This is a genomic window from Parapedobacter defluvii (assembly GCF_014642075.1).
GTDB classification, from domain to species: Bacteria; Bacteroidota; Bacteroidia; order Sphingobacteriales; family Sphingobacteriaceae; genus Parapedobacter; species Parapedobacter defluvii.
Map to the genome: position 1 here is coordinate 798375 of NZ_BMIK01000001.1, position 15349 is coordinate 813723.

Below are 15349 nucleotides of genomic sequence, written 5' to 3' on the forward strand. Positions count from 1 at the left end.
AACTACAGAAAGATACTAAAACTATGAATAAATTAACACGTAATTTTATCGTCCTCATTGGACTTGCGCTTCCCACGATGCTTCATGCCCAATTCATCAACAGCGACCAATGGGCCATGACCGATGCGTTGGGCCGGAAAGCGAGCGGATATGAGATTGCCGGAGGCAAGAAAAAAGATAAGTTCGTCGCGATGTTTTATTGGACATGGCACCAAGGTAACGACGATACGACTTATCAGGTAAAGAATATCACAGAAATCGTCCGGGAACACCCCGAGGCGATGAAGGATTACAACCACCCGGCGTGGGGAACCAAAAGACCCGGTTTTTTTTACTGGGAACAACCCTTGTTTGGCTATTACAAAACTACCGATCCCTGGGTGTTGCGCAAGCATGCGGAGATGCTGGCGGATGCAGGCGTGGATGCCGTGTTTTTTGACTGCACCAACGGCAGTCTCACGTGGCAGGACTCATACGAAGCGCTGCTAAAAACCTGGGACCAGGCACAGCGTGATGGCGTGAAGGTTCCCAAAATTGCGTTTATGCTGCCTTTTGGCCCGGTACCCAATGCATTGGTTTCGTTGCGACAGCTTTATCAAGATCTTTATAAGCCGGGCCGGTATAAAGACCTTTGGTTTGTCTGGAAAGGAAAGCCGTGTATCATGGGCTATCCCGATAACCTGACCGATACGGAAGAAGATCGGGAGATTGCTGAGTTTTTTACCTTCCGTCCGGGCCAACCGGATTATGTGGACGGCCCTAAACGGGATGACCAATGGGGATGGCTGGAAAACTACCCGCAGCATGGCTATGTAAAAGGAAGTGATGGTAAATTTGAACAGGTTACTGTGGGGGTTGCGCAGAATGCCGGTCCGGAAACCAACGGTCATTGCAGCGCCTTTAACCTGCCGGGTACATTCGGACGCAGCTTCAGCCAGCGCAACGGGTTTGACCCACGGGTAGATGGTTATCTATACGGCTGGAATTTCCAGGAGCAATGGGACCGGGCCAATGAACTCGATCCGGAACTGGTATTTATAACCGGATGGAACGAATACATTGCAGGTCAATGGCTGCCCGAACACGGTTGGACCGGCGACCCTTTTTCATTTGTCGACCAATTCGATTGGGAACACAGCCGTGATATCGAGCCGAACAAGGGATGGGGCGATAAAGGCGATGTATATTACCTCCAATTGATTGACAATGTGCGTAAATTCAAAGGGATGGCACCCCCTGAAAAGGCATCGGCACCTAAAACCGTACGGATCAATAGGTGGGCGGATTGGGACAATGTAACTCCTTATTTCAAGCACTACAAGGGCAATACGCTACACCGCGACCATCGCGGACGGTACGATCGGTATTACACAAACACTACCGGAAGAAACGACATTGTCGGCGCCAAGGTGGCACGGGATGACAAACAACTCTATTTTTATGTAGAAACTGCCGATAAGCTGACCTCACCGCAGGACCGGAACTGGATGATGCTGTTCATCGATACCGACCGTAATAAAGCCACGGGGTGGAATGGTTACGACATCATTGTGAACCGGGTGAATCCGCGGGGCAACCAAGCGGTGGTGGAACGGAATGTAGGAAACCGATGGGAATGGGAAGAAACGGCAGCGGTACCCTTTTCGGTCGATGGAAATAAACTCACATTCGGCGTAGATAAGCATGTGCTTGGTTTGGGAGCGGGAGCCGTGGATATTGAATTTAAATGGAATGACAACATGCAGGAAAACGGGAACATCATGGATTTCTATGTAAATGGAGATGCAGCTCCCGGCGGACGGTTTAATTTTGTCTATTCTGCAAAATGACAACAAAGAATAACCTGTCGTTTTTACTCCTTATTTTCTGTTGTAATTTTAGTTACACATTGAAAGGACAGGAAACGCCCATTCACAGCATCGGCAATGGTCAGATGCTGGTTTACGGTCGGCAAGCATGTGGAGTTTACGGGATACCTCATCATCCAAGCATTCAACTACTTGGAAGAAACCGGAGACGATGCGTTTGTAAAAGAGATCTTCCCGATGCTTAACTGGGCCTGGCAGGTGCAGGCCGAGGAATTGATCCAGGGAATGCTTCCGTTTAATGGCGATGAAACTTATGTAGCCGGGGGTATTTTGCCGAGAGAGGCACTTTGCGATGGTTCCGCGGAAGCCACGTTGCTATTCATCAATGCAAGTGAGGATTTGCTGGCATGGTCAAAAGATAAACAGATGTGGAATGAGAAAGAAATGACTTTGGCCGAACAGATTTTAACGGATACTAAAGACCGCTATCGGAGAAATTTTATTTCGGAAGGCAGGTTGCAAACCAATAACCCCGACCGGATGGAAGGGCAGGAATATCCGTTGTTTCGGCATGGGGTATGCGAGCAGATAGGCCGCGTTGAAGGTTGCGAAGTCTTCGGATGGACACAAAAAACCCAGACCAACCGATATCTTTGCGCCAATTGTTTTGCCAAATCGTCGCTTCCGGCCGTTCGGTCGAACGTTTATTTCATACCTTCCGTTACCCTGACACCCTGTTATATCAACGATTCTTTTCTTGACGGGAATTTGACGTCCCGTTTTGTCGAAGAGCTGGCCAGCGATTACATAAAAACGGGCAGATTCCCGTCTCAACAGCAGGGTACGGGGCAGTATAAGATATTGGGGTATGACTACGGCTTTTTCCTTTATGCGCTAACCCAAATTAATCATCAGCTTCGATATAAAATCTATGAAGAAATGATGGAGGCGATCGATAAAACGGGAGCTTGGGTGGAATATTACATGGAAGGTAAACCAAACGGAACCTTTTGCCGTCCCTGGGAGAGTGCCATCAATATAGAGGCAGCTATTCTCTTTGCTGAACGTGAAGGGGCAATGGATAAAAAGAAATAATAAAAAATCAAATGAGAAATTTGTTTCGCAACCCGACGATTATCTTATTATTGCCGATAATGGTGTTTTTTACGGCATGTAAATCGGTACAAAAGAATCGTAACCTAACGATCGAAAAACAACAGCAATCCGGAGCTTTGGATTCCAATTACCGCGATTTGTATACAGACACGTGGGTCGCTTCGGATGCCTTAGGCCGGACAATGCCAACCTACGAAGAAGTCGGCCCCGTGAAAGACGACCAACGCAGGGTGGTTGGTATTTTTTACATTACCTGGCATGGCGATAGCAACGCCGATCAACCGGCACCCTATACGGCCGACGTGTCCCGTATATTAGCGGCCGACCCGGCAGCCCGGTTGGATGCAAAGCATCCGTTGTGGACCGCGGGATCGTACCATTGGGGCGAGCCTGAAATGGGGTATTTCCTGAGTAAAGATACCTATGTGATCCGGAAAGACATGTCCATGTTGGCCGATGCCGGCGTGGATGTGCTGGTGATGGACGTCACCAATGCGGTGCGCTACTGGGATGAATGGGAGGTACTTTTTAAGACCATGCAGGAGATGAGGGCCGAAGGTAATAAAGTGCCGCAATTCTGTTTCTGGGCATTTAACGGGCCGGTGATTACCGTCGTGCAGGATCTCTACGACCGTATTTATAAAACAGAACGCTTCCGTGACTTGTGGTTCTACTGGGATGGTAAACCGTTGCTGCTGTATAACGGAAATCCGAAATACGACGCCAATGGACAGGATGCCAAGCAGCCCAACCCGCATTATGATCCGGCGGCCAAAACCGACGTCAACCATCCCCATTACGGCGATCCGGACTATACGGAGGAGTTTTACAGCGATTATACCCGGGAGGTAAAGGATTTTTTTACCTTACGTACCATGTGGTGGGGTTATTATAAATGGGCGGGTAAACGGTTTGTGGGTACGGAAGACAACTGGAGTTTTGGTTATGATCTTGGCAATGAATCTGTGCGGGGAATGGATCCGGACAGCCTGGTTTCAAGGCACGAGGGAAAAAAGGAGCAGGCGGCGGTCACTCCGGCCCAGCATCCGTCGAGTCTGGTGGGTAAATCGTGGACCCGCCAACATGGGGAGCCCCGCCTGAACGATCAGGACCTGCCTGAGCCTGTGGAAGTACCCTGGCTGAAGAAAACCGTTGTCCATCCGGAAGGTTATGGAATTTACTTTCAGGAGCGGTGGGAAGAAGCGCTCCGTTCTGATCCGCAATTTTTATACCTCAACGACTGGAATGAATGGACTGCGGGAAAATACCATCCCGAAGAAGGAAAAACAACCGACTTTATGCGGCGTAAAAGTCCGTATTTCTTTGTAGACCAATACAATGCTGAATTCAATCGGGCTATTCAACCCATGAAAGGAGGCTATACGGACAATTATTACATGCAAATGGCGCAGAACATCCGCAGGTATAAGGGGGTACGGCCCATTCCCGAATTATATGGAAACCATCCCGTAGCAATCGATGGCAATTTTACCGATTGGAATGAGGTCGCAGTGGAATACCGTGATACGAAGGCAGATGTAGCGCATCGTGATTACAAAGGATATGGTGGGCTGCATTATTCGAACACATCCGGCCGGAATGATATGATTACCACCAAGGTCGCGTTCGATAAGACATCGGTTGCCTTCTATGTGCAAACATCCGGAAACCTGTCGCCCCACACCGATCATAACTGGATGCTGCTATTGATTGATGCCGATCAGAACCCCGAAACCGGATGGTTTGGCTACGATTTTTTGGTAAACAAAAACGTGAAAAACGGCAACCAAACTACACTCATGCGTTACGATGCCACACGCAAAGAGGATCCCTGGCAGCTTGTCACGGAATTGGACTATCGTTACCAAGGGGATAAAATGGAACTAGCCATTCCAAGGAAACTGCTCGGACTTACCGGGAATTCTGTGAGCTTTGATTTTAAATGGAGCGATAATGCTGCTGATTTGACCGACCCGATTTCTCTCTGTGTAGACGGGGATACGGCACCCAACAGGCGGTTCAACTACCGTTGTATATGGCATAAAAAAGAAGATAAGATAAGATAGATAGTTGCTGTGCATAGTTGCGGGCCACCCATTGGGGTGGGAGCGGGTTGTCAATACGAAGGTTATCTGACTTATAGGTCAGTATAGTACGGGTTGCCGATGCTGGCCGGGTGGTTATATTTGCGATGTTATAAATCTATGTGTCACTGCATATGGCATAAAAAAGAAACTAAAGCAAAATAACACAGTATATGTACCTACTAACCCGAAACAGCAACCTGTTCCTCTGGACGATATTGACCGTCGGAATAGTAGCAGGCTGCCAACAACCGGAAAAACCCAAACAAGCATACGATGTGGCTGCTTTTTACTGGCCGGCGTATCATTACGAACCCCGTGCAGAATTTCTGTTCCCCGATAAAAAGGGCGAATGGGAAATTATCTACAATGCCAAACCCAAAGAGGAAGGGCATGCACAACCCAAGGTGCCGCTGTGGGGGTATCTGGACGAAGCCGATTCGGCCGATATGGATAAAAAAATAACAGCGGCGGTGAGTCATGGCGTCAATACCTTCATCTTTGACTGGTATTGGTACGAAGGACAGCCCTTCCTGGAAAGCTGCGTGAACGATGGATTCCTGAAAGCGAATAAAGGGCGCATGAATTTTTACCTGATGTGGGCCAACCACGACGCGACTACGTATTGGGATGTGGATAACCCGAAAATCGATTCGGTGATCTGGAAAGGTGGAGTGGACCGCGAACAGTTTGATAACGTAGTGGATCGGGTAATTGAAAAATATTTCCGTGATCCATCGTATTACAAAATCAAGGGTGAACCGGTGTTTTGTATCTATGAGCTACAGACTTTGATCAACGGTTTGGGAGGCCCTCAGCAAACCAAGGAAGCGTTGGATGATTTTCGGGCGAAAGTAAAAGCCGCAGGTTTCCCGGGACTACATCTGCAGGGGATCCTATGGTCGGCCCTGCCCTCCACGATTGCGGGGGTACCCGGCGATCAGATTGAAACGCAGGAAGACGTCCTGAAGTACTTCGGGTTCAATAGCCTGACTAACTATTGCTGGGCGCACCTCCAAAATCCCGATGGGGACTATACGCAGTGGGCGGAAGCTTCCACGGCCATGTGGACCGATTTTGACCGGGATTTTTCCATTCCTTATTTTCCAAACGTAACGGTGGGATGGGATGCAAACCCCCGCTTTCTTTTCAAGGCGGGATACATTACCAATCCGGCGCCCGAAAAGTTTGCCACGTATGTGGAAAAGGCCAAAGCCTACGCAGACGCTCATCCCGACCAGCCCAAGTTAATTACCATCAACGCATGGAACGAGTGGTCCGAGGGGAGTTACCTGGAACCGGATACGGTACATGGTCTGGGTTATTTGGAAGTGCTAAAAAAAGCCTTTGTTGAAAATGAATAATTTATCTTTTGCCTTTATCGTATTTACCTCCGTTGCATGCCTGCAAGCAGGATATGCACAGGAATCCACCATTCGGGTATTGCCCGAGCCTAAGCAGGTAACCGCACCCGGTAATTACGTTACATTTCCCGTGAAGATGTCCGTATACCTTGATAAAAATCTGTCAATAGACCGGGAATATGCAACGGTGCTGTTGGGTGAAATCGGTATTGAGCCGGTATTTACGCTACAGCGGAAACAGGCACACCTCTCGCTTGTGCGTGGGAAACAAGGGGGGAAAGGCGCAGAATCGTACCGGCTTCAGGTAACAGTCCATGGCGATAAACAGGCCATACAGGTAGCGGCCAATACGGGCACCGGTGCTATTTTTGCGCTGCAAACCTTGCGGCAACTGGTGAAAAGCCAAGCGGATGGACAGTTGACTGTCCCCGTCTGCGAAATCAAGGACGAACCCTATTTCTCCTGGCGGGCCTTTATGCTGGATGAAAGCCGCCACTTCCATGGCAAGGAAATGGTGAAGCAGCTCCTCGACGAAATGGTTCGTCTCAAATTCAACACATTTCATTGGCACCTGGTAGACGATCCCGCTTGGCGCATTGAAATCAAGAAATATCCGTTGTTGACCGAAATCTCATCAAAAGGAGATTACACACACATGTCCAAGGGAATCGACCCGGCCAAGTGGGACAGCCTGTATCAGCATAAGCCGGGCCTTTTTTATACGCAGCAGGATATCCGTGAAATCGTTGCATACGCTGCGGAACGGGGTATCCGCATTATCCCTGAAATTGAGGTGCCGGGCCATGTGTCAGCATCGGTCTATGCGTATCCGTGGCTGGGTGCTTCCAGTAAAAAGGCCGGTAAGCTGGTTCCCGGCGATCTATACGATGTGACAGATCCGAAAGTAACCCAGTTCCTGCACGACGTGTTGGATGAAATTATCGGTCTGTTCCCCGGGGGAATTATCCACATCGGAGGTGACGAAGCCAATTATGCCCACTGGCAGCAGTCCGAACCGATTAACGCCTTCATGAAGAAAGAGGGGATTCCAACCTATGCCGATTTGCAGGTATGGGCAATCAATCGGCTGTCGACTTACATCGCTTCCAAGGGGTACCAGATGATCGGATGGAATGAGATTACGGGCGACAATGTCAGGGGCGAGGCACACATCGAAGCCAGTCAATCGGAAAAATTGGCGCCCGGTACCATCGTGCAGTTTTGGGATGGCGAGGTGACCCTAATCAACAAGGCAATTGCCAAAGGCTACGACGTAGTCAATTCCAATCGCTTTTTTACCTACCTGGATTACCCCTACGAAACAACTTCGCTGGAAAAGGCCTATTCCTTTAATCCGATCCCGGATGGCATCGCCCCGCAGGATCGAAAGAAAATCCTCGGATTGGGCTGCCAACTGTGGGGTGAATTTACACCTACCACGGCCCGGATATACTACCAGTTGTTTCCGCGGTTGGCGGCGTTTGCAGTCATCGGATGGGTAGATCCGGATCAGAAACCTACGTACGAACAATTTATTCAGAATTTTAAACCCATCGAAGATGTTTGGAAAGAAAAAGGATACCTCAGTGACCAACCGTATCGGAATTAAATGTGCCCTAGCCCTTGCCATGCTGGCAAGTCCTTCCCACAGTTGGGCTCAGGTGCTTGCAGGTACGGACGATCTGGGACGGATTGTACCGCAGTTTGAAGAGGTGGGTGCCCCAATAGCCGATCGGCAAGTCGGCCTGTTTTACTTCTTATGGCAGGGCGACAAAGGATCACCTACGTCCGAGAAACACTGGGACCTGAACGAACTGTATGAACGGACACCGGAAGTGTTTCCTGATTTTGACCATCCCGGTTGGGGTGGAGGAGCCGGCCGGCCGGGAAGGTATTATTTCTGGGGAGAGTCGATATACGGGTACTACCGGGGCGACGACTACTGGGTGCACCTGAAAAATATGCAATTGCTTACAGATGCAGGGGTAGATTTCCTGGTGCTTGATGCGACAAACCGGCTTACCTACCGCGAGCAGTCCGATGCATTGATGAGAGCCATAGATGCCCTCCAAAAGCAGGGCAAAAAAGCTCCGAAAGTCGTTTTTTATACCAATACGGCTTCGGGTGAAGGTATGCAGGAAATTTATGAGAATCACTACAAGGAGGGGGCACCAAGCCGTTATCCAAACTGCTGGTTTTACCTCGAAGGCAAGCCGCTGATTATTGGCCTGTCCAAAGAGGCGGTAGGTCGTGATTATGCCGATTTCTTTACCATCCGGGAATCGCAATGGCCGAATGAGCCGGAAAAAGTAAATGGATGGCCCTGGATTGAATTCCAGCGTCCTCAAAAAGTATACAAAAACCACAAAGGCGAACGGGAGATTGTCAATGTTGCAGCCGCGCAGCATCCCAATCTGGATGCCTCGATGGGCGGATCGGCTTTCTACGGACAGCCGGGCAATTGGGGAAGAAGTTACCGGAACGGTTCACCGGGGGATCCGGCAAAAGACCTTTGGTACGGGTACAACATCCAGGAACAATGGGATTTTGCATTGAAGCAAAACGTGCCGTTCATCTTCATCACAGGTTGGAACGAATGGATTGCAGGAAAGTGGCGCCGGAACAGTGGCGACAAAAACCAGGCGCTCTTTGTTGACCAGGCCAGTCCGGAATACAGCCGCGATATCGAACCCTCGCTGACGGCGGGACTGCGTGATCATTACTACATGCAGATGGTCTGTAACATCCGGCGTTATAAGGGAGTAGACTCCCTGCAAACCATCGGGAGGGTGCAGTCTATCAAAGATTGGTCCGATTGGAAAGCGATAACCCCCATTTATGTTGACTATGTAGGCGATGTATTGCACCGTCGTCATCCGGGAGCGCAGTCCGATCCACAGGTCACCTATGTGAATGAGACGGGCCGTAACGATTTCGATGCCCTCAAGGTAGCTGCAAGCGGCGACAGGCTGTTTTTTTATGTGGCAACGGTGGATGCCATCACCCCCGCTTCCGGCGATAATTGGATGACACTTTGGTTGGATGTCGATCGGTCAGCCCTTTCAGGATGGCACGGATACGATTTCCGGGTGGTACGGGGCGATCGGCTCCAACGTTATGTGAACGGCGCTTGGCTGGAGATTCAAACTGTGGATAGCAAGGTCTTGGGCAACCAGTTGATGATCAGTATTCCCCTCGCAACGTTGGGCTTGCCTTCACAAGGCGCAAAGCTGGAGTTCAAATGGTCGGACAACATGCAGAAAGCAGATCCACTGGATTGGTATGTCAATGGCGATGCCGCTCCGGGAGGAAGGTTCAATGTACTGGTGAAATGGTGATTTGATACCATAGTGGATCATTTGCTCATTTTGTTCTGAATCGGAGCATTAAAATGGCATCGGTATCGCTATCCGAAGTTGCCTCAATATAGTCAGGTCCGTGCGTCACCGAGGCAGTTTTATACGTACCTGTGGCAGGATAATACCATTGGGCGGTTTTGAGTGTTGCCGGAAGGGTATGGCTGATGCGGAGGGTCTGCACGGTGGGAACATAAACCAATACGGTGCGGGCATCCGTGTCTGCCAGAGCCATCGTCGTGTTAAATACATTTTTTTCATCGTTCCGTTTCTTCAACCTCTCCGGTGCGGGTCTCAGTTCCCACCATTTAAATTGGTTGAAAAACAAGGGGAGACGGCCGACCTGTATGCTTGCTTTGCTGCGGATCCCGTCTTCCCACGTATATTTTGAAGGCTTCTTCATCCCATGGTTGTAGGATGTTTCCCCAATGCGCAACCAGGGCCAAGTGCTCCATGCGCCGTATCCAACTCCCGCTACCGGCGCACTGAAGATGCTCCATAAAATGCTTTTCCTGACTTCATAGTCATTTTCCTGTTCGCCCTGTGCCTCATACACCGGTTCGGTATCAATGATCGGGCGAGGTATAAGGCTCCGCCAATTGGCAGTAACCGGGCCCCGTGTTTTCCACCGAACGGCAGATTCGGAGTTCGCATGACCCGTTTGGTAAGATATCAGGTCAAGCCATGTTTCTCCATCGTATTCGTTGGCATACCATTGGAATCCCGCCGTATGGAGGGTGACGATACGTTGCTGCGCATCGGTTTCCCCGAATACAGCCCGGCCGATTTGCTTCCATTTCGCTGCATTGCCGTCCGTGAAAATACCGTCGCCGCCCAAATTCCATAAAACGTGGTATGCATCGTATCGGGCTTTGATATACTTTGCCAATTGAATAGCGCTCGGAATAGGCAGGTCAATACCGGGATTGCCTGCACCTTTCCAGGCCCAAAGCATAACGGGAGCCGCTATTAAGCCCGCTTGGTTGATTTGCTCAATTTTCCTGTCGAGTGCTTGAAAAAAGGCCGGATGGATGGTCAATGTATCTATACCGGTAAAAGCGGGTTCCTCTAAAGCCTCTGCGGGAAGCCCCCGCCATTGCGTCGTAATAAACTGAATGGCTGTATAATGGTTTTCCTTTCGATGGTCAAGATATGTTTTCCATTCTTCATCTGTAGAACGCATAGCGCCATTCCAGGCCGTACAGCCCAGATAGAAGAAAGGTGTGCCATCGGCGTGGGTAAGGTGGTAGTTGCCTTTCTGATGCGTGATTTTTCCATGCCGATAGATAGCGAGTGGTGAACGGTTGCGTTTGCAGGTAAATTGTCCGGTTTGATGGTGTAATGCGCCGTTTGTCAGATCGGTACACCGGGTTTGGAAATGCCAGGTTCCTTTTTCATTTGGCATGAATCTGATTTTCCAACTGTTTCCCCCATCCCAGAATCCCTCAGCTTTATATTGTTTCCCCGAAGGAGAGGTGAAAATGCCTTCTATTGCAACATCGTATACCGGGTTCGTGTAAGACACCGGGCTGTTTAAGGTAATTTCAAACCGGTTCCAAATATCGATCTGTGGTCTTTTTTCTACTGCTGACAGTAAGAATGGGCAATAAAAGAGCATCATCAAAATGATCCAATTGAGACATATGCCCTTGGTGCTTAAGGATATTTCTGCTGGTTTCATAGGTGTACGATTCATTTCCTGAGCGATTTATAATGGGTGAGCGCAATAAACGCCGCCTTGATCATTGATCATTACGATCAAAGGTAACAGGTATGGAAAAAACTTCCAACCTGTGCCATACCGAAAAAAGGTCAATGGCAGCGGTTTATTGCACGGAAACCTGTGAGAATTACGATAAAAATACTAATTTCGGAGCGTCCAAAGGTTGTCTTTGTGTAAATTATAAACGATTATGAATAAATATTCAATAACACTTTGCATCGGTCTGATGCTTTCAATTCAGGCGTTGATCGCCGATGTCAGGTTGCCGCAGATTTTTGCTAATGGAATGGTGCTTCAACGGAATCAACCCATTGCAGTTTGGGGATGGGCCGATCCGGGTGAGCAGGTAAAAGTTGGCCTCAATACGCAACAGCAGGAAACGACCGCCAATGCGGACGGAACATGGAAGCTGACACTTTCGGCCGAAGAGGCCGGAGGACCGTTTCAATTGGTGGTATCTGGCAAAAACACATTGACGTTATCGGATGTGCTCATCGGAGAAGTTTGGATCTGTTCGGGTCAGTCCAATATGCAGTGGACCGTGGCCAATTCTGACCGTGCCGAACAGGAGATAGCCGGCGCCAATTATCCGCAGATCAGGCAGGTGGAGATCCCGAGAAAAACATCGGGTGTGCCCTTGGATGATGTTGAGGAACCGTTGGAATGGAAGGAAGCCAATCCCCAAAATGTAGGTAATTTTACTGCGGTGGGTTATTTCTACGCCCGCGAACTTTATAAGCAATTAAATGTCCCCATCGGCCTTATCAATACGTCGTGGGGAGGTACTATCGTGGAGACCTGGATCAGCAAAGAAGCGCTGGAAAAAGATAAAAGCCTGAAAAGGGCCGTCCATGTTTTCGAGCAAGTGCCCGCAGACACCGTACGTAAAAACACAGATCCGAATCACTACCCAACCCTGCTGTTCAACGCAATGATTAATCCGTTGATTCCATACACCATAAAGGGGGCAATCTGGTATCAAGGAGAAAGCAACGCTGGTAGAGCCTATGAGTATCGGAAATCGTTCCCGATGATGATCAAAGACTGGCGTAAGCGGTGGGGACTGGGTGATTTTCCCTTTTATTTTGTGCAATTGGCTAGCTTTAAGGCAGCCGGTGGTATCAGTGCCACCGGAAGTACGTGGGCTGAGTTGAGGGAAGCGCAGCACATGACCTTATCGTTGCCCCATACAGGCGAGGCGGTAACCATTGACATCGGCAATACGGATGACATCCATCCGCGTAATAAACAGGACGTTGGAAAGCGGTTGGCAGCCATTGCTTTGCATGATAGCTATGGTCGGGATGTGGTGTACAGTGGTCCGGTATATCGAAAATTTGAAATAAACGGAGCACAGGCCACGATATCCTTCGATCACGTGAATGGTGGATTAACCACCAAAGGGGCAGACAAGGTAGTTGGATTTGAAATCGCGGGTGCCGATAAACATTTTTATCCCGCGGAGGCTCGGATTGAAGGCGAAACGATTGTAGTAAGCTCGCCTACCGTAACCAAACCCAAGGCAGTACGCTATGCGTGGGCAGATGATCCCGGAAAAAGTAACCTTTTCAATGAAGAGGGTTTTCCGGCTTCCCCGTTCCGAACAGATAATTGGACGCCAGCAACCAAGAATGCCGTTTATGAATTGAAGAACTAAGTAAACGGTATCTAATATCATAGGTAATGCAATGCTTCTTCAATCCGTATCGCTTGATTAAGCTTGGATTAATTTTCTGCTTGAATTCCTATCTGCCTGTTGGTTTGGGACAGGAAACCGTCAGCACTGGAAGCTGGTTGCCAATGGCGTGTTGGTTTTGGGGTGTCGATGAATTTAAACCCGATGGGTACAAACCTTTTATAGACCAATATGAAAAGTATTCGGCGACGGGAGTGTTGACTGCTAGCTTACGGTCATCGGGCGAACTTACCGATGAAAACGTAGTCCGTCAGATACGAGATGCGGCTCAATATGCTCAGGAAAAAGGCCTTGGTTTAGTGATGGATTTGGATATCCGTTTGGCGCGTGCGGAGTTTCGAAAGCGTTATCCGCAAGATCTGCAGGAAATTGTGTTGGTTCGTGAATTTCCACTTGACGGTTCTATGTCGTTGCAGGCAACCATTGAATTGCCAAGCTATTCCGATCACTATACTGCCGGGCGATACCCATATGGCCCCGTTGGAGTTCGGTTGGAACGCCTATATTCGTATGAAAAAGATGAGGGAGCCATCAAGTCCAGTTCTTTGAAGGATATCACCTCCTACGGCAGTTTAGCAGGAGGAAAACAACTAAGCCTATCGGTACCCCATGAATCCAGCGAAAAAATGAACTGGGCCTGTGCGCTGATCGTGGTTACCATCAATACGCCCGATCTGTTCTCAATCAACTTGCTTCGCTTTCAGCGTGAAGTTTTGAAGCTGTATGCCGGTAGCGGGTTGATCGGCGCAGCAAAAGACGAATGGGGTTTTCCAGGCAGATTCCACCCTACTACAGATGATTTGTGGTATTCCGAAGCAATGGCTTCAGTGTATCGGGAAAAACATCCTGGGCATGAACTTATCAGGGATATTTTATTGATGGCAAAGGGTGAACAGGGAAGAGAGGCAGACAGGAAGGAAGCTATTAACCGATATATGCGGATGATTTATGAACGAAACTGGGAGATTGAAGGTGACTTTTTTGAAAGTGTGAAAGAACTTTTTGGGATAGATGCAATGGTCGGTACACACCCTACCTGGTACCCCTATCCGAATGCGATGGAAATCTTCAAAAACGGACTATCATGGTGGAATACTAAGCGGGAACTGGCACAAACGGATGAAGCAACGCCCTTTTCAGTCAGAACCGCCTTAGCAAAAAAGTGGGGAAGTGCAGTTTGGTATAACATGTTTTATGATACGCAGCCAGAGCGATACGCGATTGACATCTGGCGGGCAGTATTAGGAGGCGGTCGACTGAATATTCATCCGCCCTATCCTTCTAAGGATGTCAATCGTAAATATGCATTGCTGGAAGGAGAATTGTTTCAGGCTATCCAGCGAATTCATTTATTGGACTATATTTCTTCAGCGCCGGTACATTGTCCCGTAGCCATTGTTTTTGATCATTCATCCGTGTTGAACTGGGCAGATCAAAGCCGCTTTGCCGATGTGGGGTTGCGGTTGGCGGATGCGCTTTGGGAAAAAGGAGTATACGCTGACTTGATCCCCAGCTCCGAGATTGTTAATGGGGCAGTTACCATAGCAGAAAACGGTAAAATTCGGTACGGAACTCAATTGTACGAGGTGGCTGTTTACTATAAGCCGGGATATGACAATGAGCAGGTGTCTGCGCTTTTTGACCGGGTATTGAATGGGGCTACATCTATCTTTCAGACAGAAGGTCAGCCAGATGAGACAATACAGGGAATCCTGCAAGTTCTAAAAAAAAGACGCATTCCGCCACAGACCACAGGGTCAATGATCGGATTGGCTGATTTCCCCCCCTCCGTGGTACCTGATGCATCCGGTCATATCCGGTTAATCGATGGGACTTTTATTGCGGCTTCGGGCAGCAGCGATGTAATGGGAGATCCGATAAAGCGGCGGTTTTATGTTGATGGACATGCGGTGAACGTTGATGCGGAAGGGCTTGTAGGGCTACGATTCGATAAATCGGGTAAATTACAAGCATTGGCGTGTGGTGGTTTGAAGTCGTTTCGGACGGGAAATGTTCGGATAGATCTTCCGGATCGACTAGATATTGCTTTGTTCAAGGAAGCGGGTGAGTGGCGCGGGATTATACATGGGGAAGAGCAGGATCTCCCTGGTGACTTGGCAAAGTTTACCGTAAATTGGCAGTTTGTTAAACAACCGCACGGAAAACTTCCTGCATTCAGGGATTGACGCCCGCCACCAGCTC

The 15349-nt window shown here is 49.0% G+C and carries 9 protein-coding genes; 8 read left to right on the forward strand and 1 reads right to left on the reverse strand.

What is annotated here, in order from left to right:
- The first annotated feature begins 23 nt into the window (after window positions 1–23).
- The 6 genes from IEX60_RS03015 to IEX60_RS03040 all read left to right on the forward strand — a co-directional run bounded on the left by IEX60_RS03015 (window position 24) and on the right by IEX60_RS03040 (window position 9710).
- A complete protein-coding gene (locus IEX60_RS03015) occupies window positions 24–1829 on the forward strand; it encodes a hypothetical protein (protein WP_229717384.1) in 1806 nt (601 codons plus the stop codon).
- Between the two features lie 96 nt (window positions 1830–1925).
- On the forward strand, window positions 1926–2903 hold the full coding sequence (locus tag IEX60_RS03020; RefSeq protein WP_188747206.1) for a hypothetical protein: 978 nt from the start codon (window positions 1926–1928) through the stop codon (window positions 2901–2903).
- Window positions 2904–2914: 11 nt separating this feature from the next.
- The gene (locus tag IEX60_RS03025) at window positions 2915–4990 is read left to right on the forward strand and encodes a hypothetical protein (protein ID WP_229717385.1); all 2076 of its coding nucleotides are present in this window, start codon (window positions 2915–2917) and stop codon (window positions 4988–4990) included.
- A 191-nt stretch (window positions 4991–5181) separates the two neighbouring features.
- A complete protein-coding gene (locus IEX60_RS03030; RefSeq protein WP_188747208.1) occupies window positions 5182–6372 on the forward strand; it encodes a glycosyltransferase WbsX family protein in 1191 nt (396 codons plus the stop codon).
- Entirely contained in the window at window positions 6365–7981 is a 1617-nt protein-coding gene (locus IEX60_RS03035) for a beta-N-acetylhexosaminidase (protein ID WP_188747210.1), read from the forward strand. The genes IEX60_RS03030 and IEX60_RS03035 overlap by 8 nt, the downstream gene beginning before the upstream one ends.
- Window positions 7932–9710, forward strand: a complete 1779-nt coding sequence (locus tag IEX60_RS03040; RefSeq protein WP_188747212.1) for a hypothetical protein — start codon at window positions 7932–7934, stop codon at window positions 9708–9710. The genes IEX60_RS03035 and IEX60_RS03040 overlap by 50 nt, the downstream gene beginning before the upstream one ends.
- A gap of 25 nt (window positions 9711–9735) precedes the next feature.
- On the opposite strand, the gene IEX60_RS03045 is transcribed toward IEX60_RS03040, so the two are convergent.
- Entirely contained in the window at window positions 9736–11409 is a 1674-nt protein-coding gene (locus IEX60_RS03045; RefSeq protein WP_188747214.1) for a glycoside hydrolase family 140 protein, read from the reverse strand.
- Window positions 11410–11641: 232 nt separating this feature from the next.
- Here IEX60_RS03045 and IEX60_RS03050 point away from each other — a divergent pair, with 232 nt between their 5' ends.
- On the forward strand, window positions 11642–13108 hold the full coding sequence (locus IEX60_RS03050) for a sialate O-acetylesterase (protein ID WP_229717386.1): 1467 nt from the start codon (window positions 11642–11644) through the stop codon (window positions 13106–13108).
- Window positions 13109–13251: 143 nt separating this feature from the next.
- Window positions 13252–15333, forward strand: coding sequence for a hypothetical protein (locus IEX60_RS03055; protein ID WP_229717387.1), 2082 nt, complete (start codon window positions 13252–13254; stop codon window positions 15331–15333).
- Window positions 15334–15349 lie beyond the last annotated feature (16 nt).